Origin of the sequence: Schaalia dentiphila ATCC 17982, assembly GCF_000154225.1 — a bacterium.
Taxonomy (GTDB): Bacteria; Actinomycetota; Actinomycetes; order Actinomycetales; family Actinomycetaceae; genus Pauljensenia; species Pauljensenia dentiphila.
The window spans coordinates 1,766,492-1,789,842 of the sequence record NZ_DS264586.1; the positions used below are offsets into that span (position 1 = coordinate 1,766,492).

Below are 23,351 nucleotides of genomic sequence, written 5' to 3' on the forward strand. Positions count from 1 at the left end.
TCAATGAATGAGCGTCAGCGCGAAATCAGCGCGACGAGCACTCGAGCAGTCACTGCCGCCACGCACACAATGGCGATGTTACGTCCGACGGCGCGGATCTCGTCGCGGTCGATCTCGTACTCAATCTCGAATGACGGCGGCTTCAGGCCCGCCTCGATGTCGAACTTCATGCGTTCTCCTCCTCATACTCCCACAGGTTCGGGACTCGTTCTTCCTTTTCGACGAGCCAGTTCTTATCCGTCAGCATACGGGAGAGCGCCAGGCCCATGCCGATCGCCACGATCGTGAACATGACTGTGAAGAGAGCTGTGAGGGCATCGTCGATCTGCTGGTTGTTCAGGTAGGTGAGCGCACGGTACAGCGGCACGCCCGGGATCATGATGACGACAGCGGGGACGGACAGGGTCACGCGCGAGAAGCGCGTCCTGCGGGCCACGAAAACTGCGAGAAGGCCGGCGGCGAGAGCGGCGAGGCCAACGGCAGCCGGAGCGGGAACTCCGAGTTCCAGATGCAGCGCGATACGAGCCGTATTGATAACCGCACCGATGAGAGCGGCCGTCGCACAGACGCGTTGCGGCGAGTTGAAAAGCATCGCGAACCCGTATGCGGCCACAAAGCTCGTGAGGAAGCGCAGGAGGTAATGCAGCCAGGGAACGAGCGAGACACCGTACTCGGGGGTCACGGACCAACCGAAAACAGCCGAGATCGCCCAGACAGCCACGCCGGCCGACATGACGAGCATCGTGACGTAGACGAGGCGGCCGACGCCGCCTTGGAAGTCTTGTCGCACCAAATCAATCAGACCCGTCACCAGCGGGAAGCCGGGGACCAGGAAGAGCAGCGCGGAAATGAAGCCAGCCTGATGCGTCGACTCAATGCCGAGGAAATGCTGTGCGGGAGCAACGAGAAGTATATAGATCATTGCTGCGAGAGCGCCACAGGCCATCCACACGCCGAAGTGGTTCATGTGGCGGATCAGCATCTGGCGGCGCAGTGCCTGCCCGAAGAACGAGGCGACGGCGACGGCAGAGCATTCGACCCATCCCCCACCGTTCAGGAATGCGAAGGCCGCACAGGCGAGACCGGAGGCAAGCGCGTTGGAGAACCAGTCGTAGAGGCCGGGAACCTTCGCGATCTTGTCGAGTTCATCCGATACGTCCTCGACACGCACAGACTTGCCGTGCAGAGAGGCCACGTAGTTGTTGATGCGGTCGATCTTGTCTGCGTTCACGCCCATGAGGCGCTGCTCAGCGAGCTCCGTGCGGAATGTACCGTTCGCGTAGGCAGTGGCGATGATCTCCGTGTAGGTGACCTGTGCTCGGTGCTCAGAAATTCCGACAGCGCGCGCGAGGTCTGCCATCGACTTTTTCACGCGGTACGCACTCGCACCAAACGAGAGAAGCATCTGGCCGAGTCGGAGAACGACCTGGGATTGATGGGCAAGGCGATCGTGCGCCGCCATGCGTTGAGCAAGAACCTCATCTTTGCCACCGTGGTGGTGAGGCCCGTGCGGATGTGAAGAAGTGACCATGGGTATAGCATCGCACGCGATACAGCGATATGCGGGCGACGTTGGTCCGTGACGTGCGATGTTTCATGTGGTGGACACATGACACGTGTACTGACCGCCAGTCCCAGGCGCGGAGAGATCGCAACGGGGGAAGGGCGTGTCGAAAGGCGGACGACAAAGAAGCGGCCGGAGACGTGACGTCTCCGGCCGCAAAAACGAGAGGGACGGCACGCTATCGCGGTCCGTCCCTCTCGATTCGGTGTGTTGTGGCGGTGTCCTACTCTCCCACAACCTGTCGGTTGCAGTACCATTGGCGCTGCCGGGCTTAGCTTCCAGGTTCGGAATGGGTGCTGGGCGTTTCCCCGGTGCTATGACCACCACAAGATTGGTGTTCAACACTCTCCCCCGTAGTGTTGTGGCGGGGGTGTGGGTTGATCGTGGTTTGTATAGTGGTTGCGGCTGTTGTGCTGGTGTTTCTTGTTCACCCCAACGGTGTGTTGGGTGGTTGTTTAGTGTTGGCCCATTAGTACCAGTCGGCTCGCGAGCACATTGCTGTGCTTCCACCTCTGGCCTATCGACCCGCTAGTCTGGCGGGGGCCTCTCACCCCACGGGGGGGCGTGGAAATCTCATCTTGAAGCAGGCTTCCCGCTTAGATGCTTTCAGCGGTTATCCCTTCCGAACGTAGCTAACCAGCCATGCACCTGGCGGTACAACTGGCACACCAGAGGTTCGTCCATCCCGGTCCTCTCGTACTAGGGACGGCCCTTCTCAAATTTCCTGCGCGCACAGAGGATAGGGACCGAACTGTCTCACGACGTTCTGAACCCAGCTCGCGTACCGCTTTAATGGGCGAACAGCCCAACCCTTGGGACCAACTCCAGCCCCAGGATGCGACGAGCCGACATCGAGGTGCCAAACCATGCCGTCGATATGGACTCTTGGGCAAGATCAGCCTGTTATCCCCGGGGTACCTTTTATCCGTTGAGCGACCACGCACCCACGTGCCATGGCCGGATCACTAGTTCCTGCTTTCGCACCTGCTCGACCCGTCGGTCTCACAGTCAAGCTCCCTTGTACACTTGCACTCGCCACCTGATTACCAACCAGGCTGAGGGAACCTTTGAGCGCCTCCGTTACATTTTAGGAGGCAACCGCCCCAGTTAAACTACCCACCAGGCACTGTCCCCAACCCGGATCACGGGCCAAGGTTGAGGTGACCGCTTGAACCAGAATGGTATTTCAACGACGACTCCACCACCGCTGGCGCGGCAGCTTCACAGTCTCCCACCTATCCTACACAAGTCCAAGCGAACACCAATACCAAGCTATAGTAAAGGTCCCGGGGTCTTTCCGTCCTTCTGCGCGAAACGAGCATCTTTACTCGTACTGCAATTTCACCGAGTTCGCGGTTGAGACAGCGGAGAAGTCGTTACGCCATTCGTGCAGGTCGGAACTTACCCGACAAGGAATTTCGCTACCTTAGGATGGTTATAGTTACCACCGCCGTTTACTGGGGCTTAAATTCACCGCTTCACACCCCAAAAGGGGGTGTTGACGGTTCCTCTTAACCTTCCAGCACCGGGCAGGCGTCAGTGCGTATACATCGCCTTACGGCTTCGCACGCACCTGTGTTTTTGATAAACAGTCGCTTCTCCCTATTCTCTGCGACCCCACAACCCCACACCCACGCATGATGGGCCGAAGTCACGGGGTCCTCCTTATCCCGAAGTTACGGAGGAATTTTGCCGAGTTCCTTAACCACGATTCACTCGAACGCCTCGGTATACTCTACCTGACCACCTGAGTCGGTTTAGGGTACGGGCGCGTCATGCCCTCACGTCGAGGCTTTTCTCGGCAGCTTAGGATCACCACAAGTCCACACACGCGTGTGTCCCTCATCAGTTCTCACCCTAGTGCCCCCCGGATTTGCCTGGGAGGCGGGCCACAACCTTAAATACGCACAACCATCGGCGCACTGCAGCTACCTGTCTGCGTCACCCCTGTTAACACGCTTGCCTACCATCACCGGGGCCCCAAGACCCACACACACCAACACGCCCGAAAGCGTGGAGGCGGCGTGAGCAAATTGGTTAGCACAATGACTTCAGCATGGGCGGTCATAACGCGGTACCAGAATATCAACTGGTTGTCCATCGACTACGCCTGTCGGCCTCGCCTTAGGACCCGACTAACCCAGGGCGGATAAACCTAGCCCTGGAACCCTTAGTCAATCGGCGCTGCGGATTCTCACCGCAGATTCGTTACTCATGCCTGCATTCTCACTCCCACACAATCCACCAGAAGTTCCCTCCAGGCTTCACCTCGTGCAGGACGCTCCCCTACCCAACAACACACCGACATCCAGTTCCTGGTGCCAGCTCTGCGTGTTGTTGCCACAGCTTCGGCGGTACGCTTGAGCCCCGCTACATTGTCGGCGCAGAACCACTTGACCAGTGAGCTATTACGCACTCTTTCAAGGATGGCTGCTTCTAAGCCAACCTCCTGGTTGTCACCGCGACTCCACATCCTTTCCCACTTAGCGTACGCTTAGGGGCCTTAGCTGATGATCTGGGCTGTTTCCCTCTCGACTACGAAGCTTATCCCCCGCAGTCTCACTGCCGCGCTACACCTAATGGCATTCGGAGTTTGGCTGACGTCAGTAACCCATAGGGCCCATCGGCCATCCAGTAGCTCTACCTCCACCAGGGACCACGCGACGCTGCACCTAAATGCATTTCGGGGAGAACCAGCTATCACGGAGTTTGATTGGCCTTTCACCCCTACCCACAGTTCATCCCCCAGGTTTTCAACCCTGGTGGGTTCGGTCCTCCACACAGTCTTACCTCTGCTTCAACCTGACCATGGGTAGATCACCCCGCTTCGGGTCTAGAACACGCGACACACGCCATCTTTCAGACTCGCTTTCGCTACGCATACCCCACACGGGTTAAGCACGCCACGTATCACTAACTCGCAGGCTCATTCTTCAAAAGGCACGCCATCACCCCTCAAGGCTCTGACGGCTTACAGGCACACGGTTTCAGGTACTATTTCACTCCCCTCCCGGGGTACTTTTCACCATTCCCTCACGGTACTATGCACTATCGGTCATCAAGTAGTATTTAGGCTTACCAAGTGGTCTTGGCAGATTCACACGAGATTTCACGAGTCCCGCGCTACTCGGGTACCACACCCACACCACACGCCACCGGTCCGTTTACACGACTATCACGCTCTACGGTCAGACTTCCCAGACTGTTCAACTCCCAACAACAAGTGATGCGATCCCCCGGCAGAAAGATCCAATATGGCCCCACAACACCAAACACGCAACGGCCGCCGCCTTTGACACGCATCTGGTTTAGCCTCCTCCGCTTTCGCTCGCCACTACTCACGGAATATCTTTTCCTGCGGGTACTGAGATGTTTCACTTCCCCGCGTTCCCCCCACCACCCTATACACGTTCAGATGATGGTAACCCAGCACAACCCAGGTTAGGTTCCCCCATTCGGACACCCTCGGATAATAACGCTCGCTCGCCAGCTCCCCGAGGCATATCGCAGGCCGCAACGTCCTTCATCAGCTCTTGATGCCAAGGCATCCACCGAATGCCCAATAAAACTAAACAAAACACAAAAAACAGTACAGAACAAATATGCTCGCAACCACTATACAAATCACAAACAACCCACCACACACACCCACACCCAACAAACCATCAGGCCGGCTGCGCGGGCAACCACCACAACACGTGGCGGACGCCAACACGGTGTTGAACGTGAACCCGACAGTGTGCTCGCTCGTATAACTTCTTATGCCCAACCCAGTAACGCACCCACACCCACCACCCACATCGGGTGGCGTACACATGCAGGCACAAGAAAACAACCCAACACACCAACCAAAAGGCCACCATGCTGCATTGTTCCCCAACAAATGGGCTCCCTAGAAAGGAGGTGATCCAGCCGCACCTTCCGGTACGGCTACCTTGTTACGACTTCGTCCCAATCGCCAATCCCACCTTCGACCACTCCCCCCGCACAAAGCGGTTAGGCCATGGGCTTCGGGTGTTACCAACTTTCGTGACGTGACGGGCGGTGTGTACAAGGCCCGAGAACGTATTCACCGCAGCGTTGCTGATCTGCGATTACTAGCGACTCCACCTTCATGGGGTCGAGTTGCAGACCCCAATCCGAACTGAGACTGGCTTTAAGGGATTCGCTCCACCTCACAGTATCGCAACCCTCTGTACCAGCCATTGTAGCATGCGTGAAGCCCAAGACATAAGGGGCATGATGATTTGACGTCATCCCCACCTTCCTCCGAGTTAACCCCGGCAGTCCCCCACGAGTCCCCACCATCACGTGCTGGCAACATAGGGCAAGGGTTGCGCTCGTTGCGGGACTTAACCCAACATCTCACGACACGAGCTGACGACAACCATGCACCACCTGCACACGACCAACTAAATGCCACCACATCTCTGCAGTGCCGCCGTGCATGTCAAGCCTTGGTAAGGTTCTTCGCGTTGCATCGAATTAATCCGCATGCTCCGCCGCTTGTGCGGGCCCCCGTCAATTCCTTTGAGTTTTAGCCTTGCGGCCGTACTCCCCAGGCGGGGCACTTAAAGCGTTAGCTACGGCGCAGAAACCACGGGTGGCCCCCACACCTAGTGCCCAACGTTTACAGCGTGGACTACCAGGGTATCTAATCCTGTTCGCTCCCCACGCTTTCGCTCCTCAGCGTCAGTAACGGCCCAGAGACCCGCCTTCGCCACCGGTGTTCTTCCTGATATCTGCGCATTCCACCGCTACACCAGGAGTTCCAGTCTCCCCTACCGCACTCAAGTCAGCCCGTACCCACCGCACGCCCCCAGTTAAGCCAGAGGATTTCACGGCAGACGCGACCAACCGCCTACAAGCCCTTTACGCCCAATAATTCCGGACAACGCTCGCGCCCTACGTATTACCGCGGCTGCTGGCACGTAGTTAGCCGGCGCTTCTTTACCCACTACCCTCACCACAACCTTGAGTTGCGGCTTGACCATGAGCGAAAGAGGTTTACAACCCGAAGGCCTCCATCCCTCACGCGGCGTCGCTGCATCAGGCTTTCGCCCATTGTGCAATATTCCCCACTGCTGCCTCCCGTAGGAGTCTGGGCCGTATCTCAGTCCCAATGTGACCGGTCACCCTCTCAGGCCGGCTACCCGTCAAAGCCTTGGTAGGCCATCACCCCACCAACAAGCTGATAGGCCGCGAGCCCATCCCCCACCAGAAAAAACCTTTCCACCAACCCCCATGCGAAGATCAGTGAATATCCAGTATTAGCACCCGTTTCCGGGCGTTATCCCAAAGAAGGGGGCAGGTTACTCACGTGTTACTCACCCGTTCGCCACTCATCCACCCAGCAAGCTGGGCTTCAGCGTTCGACTTGCATGTGTTAAGCACGCCGCCAGCGTTCGTCCTGAGCCAGGATCAAACTCTCCGAACAAAAACAAAAACGTTAAAGCCCAGAAAAACCAACCAACCAAACAAGGCCAGCCAGCAATCCCAACCAAAAACACTCAAAAACAAAAAACAGGCATAAAAAACAAACAAACACACTATCGAGTTCACAAACAACACCCACACACCCCAGAAAACCAAGCCAAAAACCCAGCCACCAGAGCAGTGAACCACCACCACAAACCCACTCACAAGCTCGCGGCGACAGGTGAATAATCTACCCACCCCCACACCCAAAGTCAAACCAAAACACCGTGACCCCCACCACACACCCCACAAACCCACCAAACACAACGAAAAGAGGGTGCCCGATTGTTATCGGACACCCTCTCTCCCAGAAAGCTCAGCTGAGCTCCAGCACCGCGAGGTTCTTACGGCCCTTACGAATGAGAGCCAGTCCACCGGCGAGAACGTCTTCTTCGCGCAGAACAGCCTCTGGATCCTCAACCTTGACGTTGTTGATGGAGGCGCCGCCGGAGGAGATCGTACGGCGTGCCGCAGTCTTGCCCTTCTCAAAGCCGAGGGCGACGAACGCATCGGCCACAGTCGACTCACCGACGGTGAGAGAAGCGCGCGGCAGATCGGCGGTTGCTGCGGCCAGGGTAGCCTCATCAAGATCACGGATGTCGCCACCGCCCCACAGGGCGTCGGTCGCCGCGAGGACGCGCTCGAGCTGATCGGCGCCGTGCACGAGCTCGGTGACGGAGGCAGCCAGTGCTTTCTGCGCGGCGCGCTGGTGCGGACGCTCGGCGACCTCGACGGCCAACGCTTCGATCTCTTCACGCGACTTGAACGTGAATATCTTCAGGAAGCGCACGACGTCGTCGTCCGCGACCTGGAGCCAGAACTGGTAGAAGGCGTAGGGGGTCATCATTTCGGGGTCGAGCCAGATGGCACCGCCCTCAGACTTGCCGAACTTGGTTCCGTCGGCCTTGGTGATAATCGGCGTGGTCATCACGTGGGTATCGACGCCTTCGACCTTACGGATCAGGTCGACGCCGCCAACCATGTTCCCCCACTGGTCGTTACCGCCGGTCTCGAGCGTGCAACCGTTGCGGCGGTAGAGCTCGAGGAAGTCGTTGGCCTGGAGCACCTGGTAGGAGAACTCCGTGTAGGAGATACCCTCGTCCGACGCGATACGGCGGGCAACGATGTCCTTATTGAGCATGGTGCCCACGCGGAAGTACTTACCGATCGTGCGCAGCAGGTCGATCGCACTCATCTCCTGCGTCCAGTCCAGGTTGTTCACCATCGTGGCCGCAGCGGGTCCCTCGAAGTCGAGGAACTTCGAGATCTGCGAATGCAGGCGATCCGCCCATCCCTTCACGACCTCGGTCGACTGAAGCTGACGCTCGCCACTCTGACGCGGGTCGCCGATCTGCCCGGTGGCACCGCCCACGAGAGCGAGCGGACGGTGACCGGCGAGCTGCAGGTGGCGCATCACGATCAGCTGAACCAGGTGTCCGTGATGCAGAGACGGCGCGGTCGGGTCATAGCCGCAATAGAAGGTGACAGGTCCGGCGTTCAGGTGCTCGCGGAGCGCCTCGAGGTCGGTGTGCTGAGCGAGCAGCCCACGCCACTGCAGTTCGTCCAGAATGTCTGTCACGAAAGTTGTCCTTCCTTGCGGATTCGACGGATGAGTACCGTTATAGTGTATCGGCTTGCGAGTACTGGCGTTAGCGCAGCGCCGTAGCCGCCCACTTGCGCGCATCGGCGAGGCCTGCCTCGGCCTCGGCGATCTGCTCACGGACGCGCTCAGGGGCAGTGCCACCACGCCCACGGCGGGCACCGACTGAGCCTTCGACAGTCAGCACCGAACGGACCTCGGGGGTCAGGGCCGACGAGGCCTGGGCGAGCTCCTCGTCGGTCAGGTCAGCGAGCTCCACTCCCCTGGCCTCGGCCAGGCGCACGCACGCACCCGAGATCTCGTGTGCGTCGCGGAACGGAACGCCCTGCTTGACGAGCCATTCGGCAATGTCGGTGGCGAGCGAGAATCCCTGGGGGGCCAGCTCCTCGAGACGGTCGAGATGAATCGTCATCGTGTCGATCATGCCTGCGACGGCCGGACACAAGATGTCGAGGGTGTCGATCTGGTCGAACACCGGCTCCTTGTCCTCCTGAAGATCGCGGTCGTAGGCAAGCGGAATACCCTTGAGCACCGCGAGCAAACCGGTCAGGTCACCGATCAGTCGGCCAGCCTTGCCGCGGGCCAGCTCCGCAACGTCGGGGTTCTTCTTCTGAGGCATGATCGACGAACCCGTGGAGTACGAGTCGTCCAGCGTCACGTAGCCGAACTCCTTCGTATTCCAGATGACAATCTCCTCGGACAGGCGCGAAATGTCGATGCCGATCTGCGCGCACACGAAGGCGAACTCAGCGACCACGTCACGAGCAGCCGTGCCGTCGATCGAGTTTTCGACGGAGTCGGTGAAGCCAAGTGCAGCCGCAATACGACGCGGATCCATACCCAGCGTATTGCCGGCGAGCGCACCGGAACCGTACGGGGAGATAGCCGCGCGCTTGTCCCAGTCATGCAGACGTGCGACGTCGCGCAGCAGCGGCCACACGTGTGCCAACAGATGGTGCGCAACGAGGACAGGCTGAGCGTGCTGCATGTGCGTACGACCCGGCATCACCGCGTCGCCGACGCGCACAGCCTGCCCGATGAGAGCCTGCGCGATATCAAGAACGCGACCGGCAAGGTGACGGGCCTCCTCGCGCAGGTACACACGGATGAGCGTGGCAATCTGATCGTTGCGGGAGCGTCCAGCGCGGAGCTTGCCGCCCAGCGTCGCTCCGGCTCGCTCGATGAGGCCACGCTCAAGTGCAGTGTGGACGTCTTCGTCGTCGGGCGCGGGCACAAAAGCGCCCGAAGCGACATCGGCGTCGAGGCGTGCCAGAGCATCGTGCATATCGGCGCACTCCTGGTCGCTCAGAAGGCCAACGCGATGCAGCTCATCAGCGTGCGCGTACGAGCCAGCGATATCCACGTGTGCCAGGCGGAAGTCGAAGTGCGTCGACACGCTCAGTGCAGCCAGCGCCTGTGAAGGCCCTCCAGAAAAACGGCCACCCCACAGCGAGACGTGCGTTTCGGACTTCGACATGAGTTCCTCCTGGGTCGGTGACAACGATGCTGTTCGCATGTCTTAAGAATATTCGAGATGTTGGCGGGCCGCCGACGGCCAGACCACGGGAACCTCGCCTCGGACCTTCACCCACGTCGCGATCATGACGAAGAGCATCCAGTTGCCCTCGAAGAGCAGGCGCGACTCAGTAAACGACTGAATAAACATCGCGATGATGATGACCGCCGGAATGACGTCCCACAGGTTATCGTCGATATGGGCCACGGCGACTTTCACAACGCGGTAGAGCGTCCAGACGATGGCGACGGTGATCATGGCTGCTCCCACAAAGCCTGTCGTGAGCGCCGCCTCGACGTACACGTTGTGCGCTTGATTAGTCGGCGTCCCATCGGGCCGGATGACGAGAGAGGCAAAAGGTTCCTTCTCCGTGGGCCAACCAATAAACCAGCCCCACCCGCCGATCGGACGCTGCCTGACGAGCGGCGCCACCGCATGCCAGATGACGGAACGCCCGCTCATGTCGGGGCTGCGCCCGAAAGCATCCGCAATCATGTGGCGGCAGAAGAACGCTGCGATCGCGGTGAGAACACCGATGCCTGCGAACATGCCGACGACACGTAGACGCAGATGCACCGGAACGCGACGCTGAACGACCAGGCCGGCGACGACAACCAGGCAGCCGACCGTCGACAGAGCGACGGTCGCGGACTGGGTCAACAACATGACGACGCCACATGCCGTCAGCCAGAGCGCCGTCGGCAGCCGCGCCGCACGAGTCTGCATATATCGGAGAATCAGGCACACGGCCAGCAAGAGCGCGACAAAAGCAAGAGGGTTTCTGTTGCCCGGGAAGCCTTGAATTGGCCCTCCTTGAAGGAGGTATCCATCCACCCAGTAGTAGGAGGCGGGAAGCAGACCTCTCCCCCACATGATGGGAGGGGCGAGCGGGCCGTGACCACAGAATGCGACCAGGGCTTCGAGCACGAACGACGATCCGATGATCCACTGGAAAGCTAGGATGAGCGCGCCCACGATCTCGGTCAGCGGGAGTGCGACTGCCACACCAATCGACACGAGCGTCAGCGCTACCGACAAGACGGCGTACTGCGCGCTCTGCAAAGGGGCCACGGACCACGCGCACGACAGAGCGCACCAGGCGACAAAGAGACACGTCGTAGTTGGAAAGCGACGCAGCAACAGCGAGCGACCGGAGGTACGGAAGAGCACCACAAACGACACAAGCAGGATCAGCATCGGAACAAGCGAGCCAATCTCCCCGAAGATGCCACGAACGCCTTTGCCGGCAAAACCGACAAAGAACATCGCAGCAACCGTGTAGCGCATCATGCGCGTGCGCAGGGCGTCATCACGATCGCTCCCCACGGCATCGCTCACGGCGCTCGCCTCATACGTCATACACGAAACAGTAAGCGAGGCGGGAGCAGCCTTCTCGCCGCTCCCGCCTCTTGAAACCCAACTGAGACATTCTCTGTGAGAACGCCCTCAACCTATCGTTCAGTAACCCATGTTCACGCCGAAACGCACATCGCGGGCCGCTGCAAGCTTCGACTGCAGGCCGTAGATGTCGATAAAGCCGCGCGACGAGGACTGATCGAAGGTATCGCCGGTCTCGTAGGTCGCAAGGTTGAAGTCGTACAGCGAGGACTCGGAGCGGCGACCGTTCACGGTCGCACGTCCGCCGTGCAGCACCATGCGGATATCGCCGGAGACATACTCCTGCGTGTGCTCGATGAAGGCATCCATCGACTTCTTCAGCGGCGAGTACCACTGCGCCTCGTACACAAGTTCTCCCCAGGTCTGCTCCAGTTGACGCTTGTAGCGGCGCTGCATGCGTTCCAGCGTCACCGACTCGAGAGCCTGGTGCGCCTCGATGAGCGCGACGGCACCGGGGGCCTCGTAAATTTCACGGGACTTGATGCCAACGAGGCGGTCCTCGACCATGTCGATACGACCGATGCCCTGAGCGCCCGCACGGCGGTTCATTTCCTGAATGGCCTCGAGCGGCGTGACAGGGCGGCCGTCGATGGCGACTGGGATGCCCTTATCGAAGGTGATGACGACCTCGTCAGGCAGCGGCGGGTAGGTCGGATCGTCGGTGTAGTTGTAGACATCCTTGGTCGGAGCATTCCAGAGGTCTTCGAGGAAGCCGGTCTCAATGGCGCGGCCCCACACGTTCTGGTCGATCGAGAAGGGATTGTGCTTGGTTGTTTCGATCGGCAGGTTGTGCTTCTCGGCGTAGTCGATCGCGACGTCACGCGTCAGCGCCAGGTCACGGACAGGGGAAATGCAGTCCATGTCGGGCGCCATCGAGGTAATCGAAACTTCGAAACGGACCTGGTCGTTGCCCTTGCCCGTGCAGCCGTGGGCGACTGTCGACGCACCAAACTCGCGAGCCGCCTTCACCAGGTGCTTGGTGATGACGGGACGCGACAGTGCCGACACGAGGGGGTACTTGCCTTCGTACAGAGCGTTAGCCTTGAGCGCGGGCATGCAGTACTCTTCTGCGAACTCGTCGCGGGCGTCTGCCACGTAGGCTTCCACGGCGCCACAGTCGAGGGCGCGCTGGCGAATGACCTCAAGGTCTTCTCCGCCCTGGCCGACATCAACGGCAACGGCGACGACCTCGCGGCCGGTCTGCTCACCGATCCATCCGATGGCGACAGAGGTGTCCAGGCCACCTGAATACGCCAGGACGACGCGATCTTTGCTCGACATGTGGGTTCCTTCCAATTGTTGGGTTCGTAATGCCCGGGGCGTCAGTAAGAACGAGGCCGGGGCTAGTTTTCGGGGAGCGCGCCAGGTTCAGCGAGGGCCAGCAACGAGCGTTCGACGTCGGCCGCGCCTTCTTCGCTGCGGCAGATCACGAGGATTGTGTCGTCGCCAGCGATTGTTCCGGCGATCTCGTCGCGCCTCACTGCGTCGATCGACGACGCAAGGAGGTTGGCTGCACCCACCTGGGTACGCAGGACGAGCTGGTTTCCCACCTTCGCGGAGGTGACAAGGAGCAGCTGGCACCAGCGCGCCAGACGGACGTTCGCGGCTTCAGCGTCGTGGGTATGACCGCCGTCATGGTCCGGCACCGTATAGATGAGCGCCCCGGACGTGTCACGGATTTTCGTCGCACGCAGGTCCATCAGATCGCGAGAGAGGGTCGTCTGGGTGACGTCAATCCCCCGCTCGGCCAGGCGAGCGCGCAGTCCCTCCTGGCTACCGATCGACTCGGACGCCAGAAGATCGCGGATCATCTCATGCCGCGCACTCTTGGTGCTCGGAAATGCGGGTGTTGCACTCATATGCATGATCATACACATGCATGCATATAAATAAGCAAGCGGGCGAGGAATGTCCCTCACCCGCTTGCCATCAACGTTCTCAGGCGCCCAACTGTGCCGCGATATCGTCGGCCCATGCGTCGATCGCGTCCCAGTCACGGAAGTCGCCCTCAACGACACCGGCGAGGCGCGCAACCGAGCGCTCGCGCAGCGACAGAAGCTCCGGCTTGTAGCGCCCCGGGAAGGTACGCAGCTCACGGCAGTTCACGTGGGTGAGGAGCGGACCGACACGGTTGCCATCCTGCTCCGAGTGCTTCGGCACGCCATTCATGCCGACGGAGAAAGCCCACACCGGCTTGTCGCGCAGATCATCCTTGAAGCGCTCCATGAAGTCGTGAGCCTCAGGCATCCACTGGAGAATGTAGACGGCAGAGCCGACAACCACGGCGTCGTAGGATTCAACCGTGGTCACGTCAGCAGGCGCGACACGATCGACGGTGAAACCCGCCGCTTCGAGGCGCTTCGCGATGGCGTCGGCGACCTCATCCGTCGCCCCGTGCTTTGATGATGCAGTAACAAGGATGTGCATGTATCCATCGTAAGGCGAATACCGGTCGAATCGATGGGCACAACGCCCCAAATGAGTGGCGTGCCACACCGCCGATTCGACCGGTCTGTCGCTTCGTGGACCTTATGCGCGCAACGACGCCCCAAGGACCTTGGCTGCCTTCGCGACGACCTGCTCGCGCACCTGCGACGATTCCTTCGCAGTCAGCGTGTGGTCGGCTGCGCGCAGTCGCAGCGCAAAGGCGAGAGAGCGGTGGCCCTCGGGCACTTGATCGCCCTCGTAGATGTCGAACAGCGTCACGGACTCGGCAAGCTGGCCGGCTCCCTGGCGCACGATCTGCTCGACGCGCGACGCGGGAATATCGGAGGGCACGACGAGAGCGATGTCTTCCTTGGCCAGCGGGAACGTCGAGACACCCTTGACCTGGATGGGGGCCTCGCTCATCTGAGAGATCAGTGCATCCATGTCGATCTCGAACGCGCACGAACGGGCCGGCAGGCCGAAGGCGCGGCACGCAGTGGGTGACAGCTCGCCAGCAAGAGCCACATCAACGAGGTCACGGCCAGCGCGCACGAAGACGCGCGCGACGCGGCCGGGGTGGAACGGTGCAACCGCAGCGGGATCCGTCGCCGGAGCAGGCATGGGGGCACCCTTGTGCGCGGGCGCCTCATCCATCCAGGCACGGGTCACTTCAACGCGAACGCCGAGACCCGACGCCACGCGACGCACATACTCGAGGGCGTCGGCCCAGTCGTAAGCGCGGGCGTTCGCCAGGACACCGGCCGGAACAGCCTGACCGGTCAGAACACCGCCAATGTGCCACGGCTGCGCAGGAATACCAGCTTCAAGCGCCGCGATCACCTCGTCGGAGGGACGTTCCTCGGCGCTGGGCAGGTCCGCCGGGACAGTGCCCACGGGGCGGGCAACCTTGGCGACCTCGAAGATTGCGACGTCTGCGTTGGAGCGCGACACGTTACGGCCGGCGACGTCGAGAAGGGTATCGAGCACCGTGGTGCGCAGCCAGGGGGCGTCATCCGCCATCGGGTTGCGCAGGCGCAGGGCCTCGCGACGCGGATCGTCGGCGGGAATACCCTGACGATCCCAGGTGTCGGACACGAACGGGTAGGACTCGACCTCAACCAATCCGCCATCGGCCAGCGTAGCGGCGGCCAGACGGCGCGCCTTCTGAGCGACAGTCAGACCGTGGCCAGCCGGAGCAGTCGGTATCACGACGGGGATATTGTCGTAGCCGTCGAGACGCGCGACTTCCTCGACCAGGTCTGCCGGGAGCGTGAGATCGGGACGCCACGAGGGAGCCGTCACCGTGAACGCGCCATTGTCGGGGCCTTCGACGACGCAGCCGACGGTGCGCAGTAGCTCGGCGATGCGCTCGGGAGCGTGAGCAACGCCGGTCAGGCGCTCGACCTCGCCGACGGGCAGCGAGATGACGACGGCCTTACCGCGCTGATCCACGTCGGTGACACCGGCATCGACGGTGCCTCCGCCGTATTCCAGGAGGAGCTCGACCGCACGCTGGGCAGCCACCGCAGGAAGCTGCGGGTCGGTGCCGCGCTCGAAGCGCTTCGCGGCCTCGGAGTGCAGCTTGTGCCGGCGCGAGCTGCGGGCGACGGACACCGAATCGAAGTGTGCTGCCTCGAACAGCACGTCGGTCGTACCTTCGCCCACCTCGGAGTACGCACCGCCCATGACACCGGCGATGCCGATGATGCGCGAGCCCTCTCCCTCGGGCGAGTCAGTGATGAGCAGATCCTGGGGGTCGAGCTCGCGCTTTTCCTCATCCAGGGTCACAAGCGTCTCGCCCGCGCGGGCACGGCGCACGACGATCGGGGCGGCCAGGGCGCCCAGGTCGTAGGCGTGCATCGGCTGACCGAGGTCAAGCATGACGTAGTTCGTGATGTCGACGGCCAATGATAGCGAGCGCATGCCCGCGGCCTCGAGCCGCTCGACCATCCAGCGTGGAGTCGGAGCGTTGGGGTTCGTGCCGCGCACGATACGCGCAACAAAACGGTCCACTCCGACGCGGCCACGGATCGGCGCGTCATCGGAGAAGACGACCGGGAAACCGTCGGAGTTTGCCGTCGGCGGCTCAGCCGCGATCACGCCGGGCAGGCCGGGGTCGCGGAAGGAAGCGCCCGTCGAGTGCGAGTACTCGCGAGCAATGCCGCGTATCGAGAAGCAGTAGCCGCGGTCCGGGGTCACGTTGATCTCGAGGACCTCTTCGCCCAGGCCGAGCCACGTCACGATGTCAGTTCCAACCGCGGGAATCTCGCGGTCAGGGAAGTACTTCGGCAGCACGATGATGCCGTCATGGTCCTCCCCCAGTCCGAGTTCGCGCGCGGAACAGATCATGCCGTCAGAGACATGACCGTAGGTCTTGCGCGCGGCGATCTGGAAATCTCCGGGCAGGATCGCGCCCGGCAGCGACACGACAACGAGGTCATCAACGTCGAAGTTGTGGGCACCGCAAATGATGCCGCGGCTCGGCAGATCGGAAGGCTCCTTACCGGTGCCGGGAGCATCGTTGTACTCGCCAACATCCACGCGGCAGTAGTTCACGATCTTGCCGTTCGAAGCGGTCTCCTCGACGCGGGTCAGGACACGACCCACGACGAGTGGGCCGGTGACGCGCGCCGGGTGGATCTCTTCTTCCTCCAGGCCAACCTTCACGAGGGCGGCGGCAAGCGCCTGTGCATCCGTCCCCTCAGGAACGTCAACGTGGTCGGACAGCCAGCTCAGCGGAACCATAGGCATGTCAGTTACCCCTTCCATTCACTCCGAACTGCTGGGAGAAGCGAACGTCTCCCTCAACGATGTCATGCATGTCGGCAATGCCGTGGCGCAGCATCAGCGTGCGCTCGATACCCATGCCGAACGCGAAACCCGAGTAGACCTCGGGGTCGACGCCGTTAGCGCGCAGCACGTTCGGGTTGACCATGCCGCAGCCGCCCCACTCGATCCAGCCGGGGCCGCCCTTCTTCTGCGGGAACCAGAGATCCATCTCAGCGCTGGGCTCCGTGAACGGGAAGTACGAGGGACGCAGACGGGTCTTCGCCTCAGGACCGAACATGGCCTTGGCAAAGTGGTCGAGAACGCCCTTCAGGTGAGCCATCGTCAGGCCCTTATCGACGGCGAGGCCCTCCACCTGGTGGAACACCGGCGTGTGGGTCGCGTCGAGCGCATCGGAGCGGAAGACCTTGCCGGGGCAGGCAACGTAGAGCGGCACGCCACGCGACAGCATCGCGTGCGACTGAACCGGAGAGGTGTGCGTGCGCATCACCAGGTGAGCACCGTCCTCGGTCTCGGCGCCGACGCTACGGCCATCGATGTAGAGCGTGTCCTGCATCTGGCGAGCGGGGTGATCGATGTCGAAGTTCAGGGAGTCAAAGTTGAACCACTCGTGCTCGATCTCCGGCCCCTCGGCAATATCCCAACCCATCGCCACAAAGAAGTCCGCCACCTCTTCCATCAGGGTCTCAAGGGGATGACGTGCACCCGCCGGGCGACGCGTGGTCGGCAGCGTCACGTCGACGGACTCCTCGACCAGCATACGAGCCTCATGCTCAGCAGCAAGAACGGCCTTGCGCTCCTCAAGCGCTTCGGTCAGCACCTTGCGCGCCTGTCCGAGGTTCTTACCAGCGAGACCGCGCTGCGCGGGTTCCAGCGAGCCGATCGTACGATTCGCGATCACGAGCGGAGCCTGATCACCAAGGAGCGCCGCACGGACGGCCTTCAGGGCATCAAGCGAATCCGCAGCTTCAATATCGGCGAGGCCGGCCTCGCGAACGGCGTTAACGGCTGCCTCGTCAAGAGGATCAAGGTCAGGGGCATTGCCAGCCATGTCCTGCTTCCTTCTTCTTTCCAACTGGGGTCATTACTGCGCGCAACACGCGCACCGACAACCATCCTACCCGTTCGCCTCTCCTCACAGCTCACCGGATCCACGGGCGCGCTACCCTGTAAGACGTGAATGCGCTCTCGCGCTCCAACAGCTCACCGAAGGATTTCCGTGTCCCACATTACGCAACCGGCGGGCGGGGCCCCGGCCTCGTCGCAGACGCCAACCCTCTTTTCCGCTCAGCGCGTGCGCATCCAGCACATCGCGCGTGCCAAGGCAGAGGGCATTCCCCTCACGATGCTCACCGCCTACGACGCTCTCACCGCTCCCATTCTCGAGGCTGCGGGCGTGGATATGCTGCTCGTCGGTGATTCGCTCGGCAACGTGATTCTTGGCCACAGCTCGACGCTGCCCGTCACTCTGGAGGACATGGAGCGCGCCACCGCCGCCGTTGCTCGTTCGACTTCGCGCGCCATGATCGTGGCGGATCTACCTTTTGGCACGTACGAGGACACGGCTGAGCATGCTTTTGCCTCCGCAACGCGTCTCATGAAGGCCGGGGCACACGCGGTGAAGCTTGAGGGCGGGCAGAGCCGCGCCCATATCATTGCGGGCCTCGTCTCGGCAGGCATCCCCGTATGTGCCCACCTGGGCTACACGCCCCAGTCCGAAAACACTCTGGGCGGACCTCGCATGCAGGGCCGTGGAGCCGGCGCCGATGCGCTCCGCCGCGACGCCGAGGCCGTCCAGAAGGCGGGTGCTTTCGCCGTCGTCTTCGAGATGGTACCCGCGTCGATTGCCACCGAACTGACCCAGAGCCTGAGCATCCCGACCATCGGTATCGGCGCAGGTCCGAATACCGACGGCCAGGTGCTCGTCTGGTCCGACATGGCCGGATACTCCGACTGGACGCCGTCGTTCGTTCGCAAGTTCGGTCAGCTCGGACCAGCCCTGCGCGAGGCTGCATCCGACTACGTCAAGGCCGTGCGCGAGCGCTCCTTCCCCGGACCCGACAACTACAAGAACGACTGACGCCACCCGCTGAGAAGAGGAAGACACATGGAAGCATCCGCACTCGCTCACCGCGCCCCTCTGGGCACTCTGAAGCCGGGACGCGTCTCACCGATGCGCGCTGTGCCAGAGCACATTGAGCGCCCCGAGTACATGTTCCACGACGGACCCGAGCGCGTCACCGCCTCGGAGATCAAGAGCCCCGAGACCATCGCGAGGATTCGCGAGGCCGGACGCATCGCGGCGGGCGCCATCGAGGCCGTCGGCGCGGCCATCGCGCCGGGCGTCACCACCGAGGAGCTCGACCGCATCGGCCACGAATTCATCATCGCGCACGACGCCTACCCCTCGTGCCTGGGATACATGGGCTTCCCCAAGTCCATCTGCACCTCCATCAATGAGGTCATTTGCCACGGCATTCCGGATGACCGTCCACTCGAAGACGGCGACATCATCAACATCGACATCACCGCCTACAAGGACGGCGTGCATGGCGACACCTGCGCGATGTTCGAGGTCGGCGCTGTCGACGAAGAATCCCATCTGCTCATCGAGCGCACGAAGAACGCGATGATGCGCGGCATCAAGGCCGTCGGCCCGGGCCGCGAAATCAACGTCATCGGTCGCGTCATTGAGGCCTACGCGAAGCGTTTCGACTACGGCGTGGTGCGCGACTACACCGGACACGGCGTCGGCGAGGCCTTCCACTCCGGCCTGATCATCCCCCACTACGACGCTGCCCCGGCCTACGACACGGTCATGGAACCCGGCATGGTCTTCACAATCGAGCCGATGCTCACCCTCGGCACGATCGAGTGGGAGCAGTGGGATGACGACTGGACGATCGTCACCGCCGATCGTTCCCGCACCGCCCAGTTCGAGCACACGATCGTCGTCACAGAAGATGGGGCTGAGATTCTCACGCTTCCGTGACGCTCATTCCTAGAGGCCCGCCTTTGACTCTCACAGTCTGGGGCGGGGTTCGCTATTAGTCGTGACATCCCATACAATTCAGGTACGGGGGCTTCAGGGGCCCGCGGACAACAGGACTTCATTACCCGAGGAGGGGTCATGGCTCAGGTCGCATGCGGCATCGATATCGGCGGATCGGGCGTCAAGGGCGCGCTCGTTGATCTGGACACCGGCGAGTACGTCGGCGATCAGGTTCGAATTCCCACCCCCACCCCCGCGACGCCCGATGCTGTCGCAGCGGTGTGCCGCGAGGTCATTGATCAGCTCGACGTCAAGATCGGCGTTCCGATCGGCGTCACCTTCCCCGCCCCCGTCTTTGACGGCGTCATCCCATACATGGCGAATCTCGACCAGTCGTGGGTCAACATCAACGTCGACGAGCTGATGGAGCGCTACCTCGGCCGCGCCGTCGTTGCACTGAACGACGCAGACGCGGCGGGCATTGCCGAGGTCGCCTACGGCGCAGCCAAGGGCCGCGACGGCGTCATCGTGTTCACCACTCAGGGCACCGGTATCGGCTCAGCAATCATCGTTAACGGTACGCTCCTGACCAACACCGAGCTCGGCCACCTCGAGATCGACGGCACCGACGCGGAGAAGAACGCGTCCTCGGGTCAGAAGACCCTCCAGGGCCTGAACTGGGAGCAGTGGGCACAGCGCCTCCAGCGCTACTACAGCCACGTCGAGTTCCTGCTCAACCCCGACCTCTTCGTGGTCGGCGGCGGCGTGTCTGAGAACCACGAGAAGTTCATGCCACTCCTGGATCTCAAGACCCCGATGATCCCCGCGAAGCTGCTCAACACCGCCGGTATCGTCGGCGCCGCCTACTACGCGGCGCAGCGCAGCGCCTGAACGCTGGCACCCGAACACACAGAAGGACCCCGACGCGCGTCGGGGTCCTTCTGGCATCTGTCGGCCTGTACGCCGGGTTCTGTCGCGCACGCCGTTACCGGTCGTGCGGTGGCGACCATCTATCTAGGACCGTCGTTACCGACGGCCTCCAGCGACCTACCCGCAGGCATTGGACGGGCCGCCCTGCCTGCTGCTCGGTCTTGCTCCGGGTGGGGTTTACCTAGCCGACGCAGTCACCTGCGCCGCTGGTGAGCTCTTACCTCACCTTTTCACCCTTACCGCCGCATACGCGTCGGTGGTTTGTTTTCTGTGGCACTGTCCCGCGGGTTACCCCGGGTGGCTGTTAGCCACCACCCTGCCCTGTGGAGCCCGGACGTTCCTCGAGCGTTTCCGCGCGCGGCCGCCCGGCCGGCAGATCCGCATCGATCATAGCGCGCGTGGTACCACCCCCGCGATAGGGTGGTCACCATGCTGATCTGGTTGCCCCCGTCAGAGGGAAAGAACGCGCCTTCGCAGGGTCCGTCTTTGGACCTCAACGCACTGTCCCGCGCAAGCCTTGCGACAAGCCGTCGCACCGTATGCGACGCGCTCGCAGCTCTCGGAGACGGCCCCGAAGCAGCAGCCATCCTGAAGGTCGGCGCCAGGATCAACCTGTCCGTTAACACCGCGCTCGATTCCGCCCCCTGTGCCCCAGCCTCGTCGCTATTCACCGGAGTGCTGTACGAGGCGATCGAGGAGTGCGCGCCAAGCGCGTGGTCGGGTTTAGGTGCGGCGCACGTGTCGATCTTCTCCGGGCTCTTTGGCGTTCTCTCCCCCAGCGACGTCATTCCGGACCACCGCCTTGCGATGGGCGTGTCCCTGCCCGACCTCGGCGTCCTGTCGACCTGGTGGGCACCGCGACTCGATGAGGCCCTGTCCCCCGAGGCATCGGAGCGTATCATCGTCGACGGCCGATCCGGACCCTATCGCGCCGCGTGCAAAGCACCGTGGGCGCGCGTCTGGGAGCTGCGCGTCGAGCGCGAGACGGAAGGCAAGCGCTCGGTCATCTCACACGATGCGAAGCGCTGGCGCGGCGCCATCACCGGCCTGCTGCTAGCCTCTGACGGCTATCTGGCCGAAGAAACCTCGGCAGCGGAGAAGGCCCTGGAGGAGGCCGCGTACTCGTTGTCACTCGGTGACGCGAAAGGACACGAACACCGCGTGACTGACGTGGAATATGGCGCCGAAAAGCAGACGAAAAATGGCGGATCAACACGCACAGTAACGTTGGTCACGCACTGATAGGTAGGCTATCCTTTATCCGGAACCTGCAGGGTGCAGGACCGGCCGAGGCATCGGCCATCAAGCGGAAACCATAGGCATGATCAACGAGGACTACCTGGCCAATATTCGCCCCACCCACCGTCAGCTTCAGTGGCAGAGGATGGAGATGTACGCGTTCATCCACTTCGGCATGAACACGATGACGGACCGCGAGTGGGGCGAGGGCCACGAGGATCCCGCCCTGTTCAATCCGGGCAACGTCGATGTCGATCAGTGGATGCGCGCCCTCGTCAGCGCCGGCATGACCGGCGTGATCCTCACGTGCAAGCACCACGACGGCTTCTGCCTGTGGCCGTCGGCCTACACGAAGCACTCCGTGGAATCGTCGCCGTGGAAGGACGGGCGCGGCGACCTCGTGCGCGAGGTGTCCGAGGCGGCCGCCCGTCACGGCCTCAAGTTCGGCGTTTACCTGTCCCCCTGGGACATGACAGAGCCGACCTACGGCCAGGGCGAGGCCTACAACGACTTCTACATCAACCAGCTTATCGAGCTGCTCACCCACTACGGCCCGGTCTTCTCCGTGTGGCTGGACGGCGCGTGCGGCGAGGGGCCCAACGGCAAGGTGCAGGTCTACGACTGGCAGCGCATCTACGACACGGTCCGCGCTCTGGCACCCGAGGCCGTCATCTCCGTGTGCGGTCCGGATGTGCGTTGGTGCGGCAACGAGGCTGGGTCCGTTCGAGCTAACGAGTGGTCGGTCGTTCCGGCTTCTCTGCGCGAGGCCGAGCGCACCGCAGAGAAGTCTCAGAAGGCCGACGACGGCGAGTTTTCCCGTCAGGTGGCCTCCGGTGACGAAGATCTGGGCTCGCGCGAGGCGCTGGCGGACTATCCCGGCCCTCTTGCCTGGTATCCGGCCGAGGTCAATACCTCCACGCGCAAGGGCTGGTTCCACCACGACGTTGAGGACTCCCAGGTGCGCACCGTCGACGAGCTGTTCTCGATCTGGAAGGGCTCGGTCGGCGGTAATGCCACCTTCCTCCTGAACGTGCCCCCGAACCGCGACGGCATCCTCGCAGACGCCGACGTCGACGTCCTGGCACGCCTCGGCGAGAAGATCACGGACTTCAGTTCGCGTCGCATCGAAGCGTCCCGCGAGGACGACGGCGACGTCGTGACCCTGAGCTTTAACGCACCGCACGCGCTTGGCGCGATCGTCCTCGAGGAGGACATCTCCCAGGGACAGCGCATCGACGAGGCCGTGGTGACCGCGTGTGTCGACGGCGACGGTGAGCAGGAGATCGCTCGCGTGCACTGCGTGGGCTACCGCCGCATCGTCACCCTGGAAAAGCCCGTGACCGCCACCCGGGTGCGGGTGACGGTCACGAAGACCAGGCAGGGCTTCTACCTGGCGGACGCCTACATTATCGAGGCCTGA

At 62.1% G+C, this 23,351-nt stretch carries 15 protein-coding genes, 3 rRNA genes and 1 other RNA gene; 5 read left to right on the forward strand and 14 right to left on the reverse strand.

Annotated elements, in window-relative coordinates; translation table 11 throughout:
* Window positions 1-14: 14 nt before the first annotated feature.
* From ACTODO_RS10885 to pheS, 13 genes are all read right to left on the reverse strand, one after another.
* Window positions 15-170 (reverse strand): hypothetical protein, encoded by a 156-nt coding sequence (locus tag ACTODO_RS10885; RefSeq protein WP_003792764.1) that lies wholly within the window; start codon window positions 168-170, stop codon window positions 15-17.
* Entirely contained in the window at window positions 167-1,462 is a 1,296-nt protein-coding gene (locus ACTODO_RS07520) for a threonine/serine exporter family protein (RefSeq protein ID WP_003792765.1), read from the reverse strand. The genes ACTODO_RS10885 and ACTODO_RS07520 overlap by 4 nt, the downstream gene beginning before the upstream one ends.
* Before the next feature lie 312 nt (window positions 1,463-1,774).
* Window positions 1,775-1,892, reverse strand: a 5S ribosomal RNA gene (gene rrf / locus ACTODO_RS07525).
* A 122-nt stretch (window positions 1,893-2,014) separates the two neighbouring features.
* Window positions 2,015-5,139: ribosomal RNA gene (locus ACTODO_RS07530) — 23S ribosomal RNA — on the reverse strand.
* A 321-nt stretch (window positions 5,140-5,460) separates the two neighbouring features.
* Window positions 5,461-7,001, reverse strand: a 16S ribosomal RNA gene (locus ACTODO_RS07535).
* Together the 16S, 23S and 5S rRNA genes form the textbook arrangement of a ribosomal RNA operon.
* Window positions 7,002-7,358: 357 nt before the next feature.
* Entirely contained in the window at window positions 7,359-8,621 is a 1,263-nt protein-coding gene (tyrS, locus tag ACTODO_RS07540; RefSeq protein WP_003792766.1) for a tyrosine--tRNA ligase, read from the reverse strand.
* A 70-nt stretch (window positions 8,622-8,691) separates the two neighbouring features.
* Window positions 8,692-10,119, reverse strand: coding sequence for an argininosuccinate lyase (gene argH, locus ACTODO_RS07545; protein WP_034512322.1), 1,428 nt, complete (start codon window positions 10,117-10,119; stop codon window positions 8,692-8,694).
* A 42-nt stretch (window positions 10,120-10,161) separates the two neighbouring features.
* Window positions 10,162-11,517 (reverse strand): O-antigen ligase family protein, encoded by a 1,356-nt coding sequence (locus tag ACTODO_RS07550; protein WP_003792769.1) that lies wholly within the window; start codon window positions 11,515-11,517, stop codon window positions 10,162-10,164.
* A 99-nt stretch (window positions 11,518-11,616) separates the two neighbouring features.
* Window positions 11,617-12,837: an argininosuccinate synthase gene (locus ACTODO_RS07555; RefSeq protein WP_003792771.1), complete on the reverse strand. Its 1,221-nt coding sequence runs from the start codon at window positions 12,835-12,837 to the stop codon at window positions 11,617-11,619.
* Window positions 12,838-12,899: 62 nt separating this feature from the next.
* Window positions 12,900-13,421: an arginine repressor gene (gene argR, locus ACTODO_RS07560; RefSeq protein ID WP_034512658.1), complete on the reverse strand. Its 522-nt coding sequence runs from the start codon at window positions 13,419-13,421 to the stop codon at window positions 12,900-12,902.
* A 73-nt stretch (window positions 13,422-13,494) separates the two neighbouring features.
* Window positions 13,495-13,983, reverse strand: coding sequence for a flavodoxin domain-containing protein (locus ACTODO_RS07565; RefSeq protein ID WP_003792773.1), 489 nt, complete (start codon window positions 13,981-13,983; stop codon window positions 13,495-13,497).
* Window positions 13,984-14,085: 102 nt separating this feature from the next.
* Entirely contained in the window at window positions 14,086-16,734 is a 2,649-nt protein-coding gene (gene pheT / locus ACTODO_RS07570) for a phenylalanine--tRNA ligase subunit beta (protein WP_034512324.1), read from the reverse strand.
* Window position 16,735: 1 nt separating this feature from the next.
* Window positions 16,736-17,821, reverse strand: coding sequence for a phenylalanine--tRNA ligase subunit alpha (gene pheS / locus ACTODO_RS07575; protein WP_003792775.1), 1,086 nt, complete (start codon window positions 17,819-17,821; stop codon window positions 16,736-16,738).
* Window positions 17,822-17,989: 168 nt separating this feature from the next.
* On the opposite strand from pheS, the gene panB reads away from it, so the two are divergent.
* From panB to ppgK, 3 genes are all read left to right on the forward strand, one after another.
* Window positions 17,990-18,850, forward strand: coding sequence for a 3-methyl-2-oxobutanoate hydroxymethyltransferase (gene panB, locus ACTODO_RS07580; protein WP_003792776.1), 861 nt, complete (start codon window positions 17,990-17,992; stop codon window positions 18,848-18,850).
* A 27-nt stretch (window positions 18,851-18,877) separates the two neighbouring features.
* A complete protein-coding gene (gene map / locus ACTODO_RS07585) occupies window positions 18,878-19,762 on the forward strand; it encodes a type I methionyl aminopeptidase (protein ID WP_208853696.1) in 885 nt (294 codons plus the stop codon).
* A 138-nt stretch (window positions 19,763-19,900) separates the two neighbouring features.
* Window positions 19,901-20,653 (forward strand): polyphosphate--glucose phosphotransferase, encoded by a 753-nt coding sequence (ppgK, locus tag ACTODO_RS07590; RefSeq protein ID WP_003792779.1) that lies wholly within the window; start codon window positions 19,901-19,903, stop codon window positions 20,651-20,653.
* Between the two features lie 52 nt (window positions 20,654-20,705).
* On the opposite strand, the gene rnpB is transcribed toward ppgK, so the two are convergent.
* Window positions 20,706-21,069: RNase P RNA component class A (gene rnpB, locus ACTODO_RS10340), an RNA gene on the reverse strand.
* A 52-nt stretch (window positions 21,070-21,121) separates the two neighbouring features.
* Here rnpB and ACTODO_RS07595 point away from each other — a divergent pair.
* Both ACTODO_RS07595 and ACTODO_RS07600 read left to right on the forward strand, forming a co-directional pair.
* Entirely contained in the window at window positions 21,122-21,934 is an 813-nt protein-coding gene (locus tag ACTODO_RS07595) for a YaaA family protein (protein ID WP_003792780.1), read from the forward strand.
* Window positions 21,935-22,013: 79 nt separating this feature from the next.
* Window positions 22,014-23,351, forward strand: a complete 1,338-nt coding sequence (locus ACTODO_RS07600; RefSeq protein ID WP_003792781.1) for an alpha-L-fucosidase — start codon at window positions 22,014-22,016, stop codon at window positions 23,349-23,351.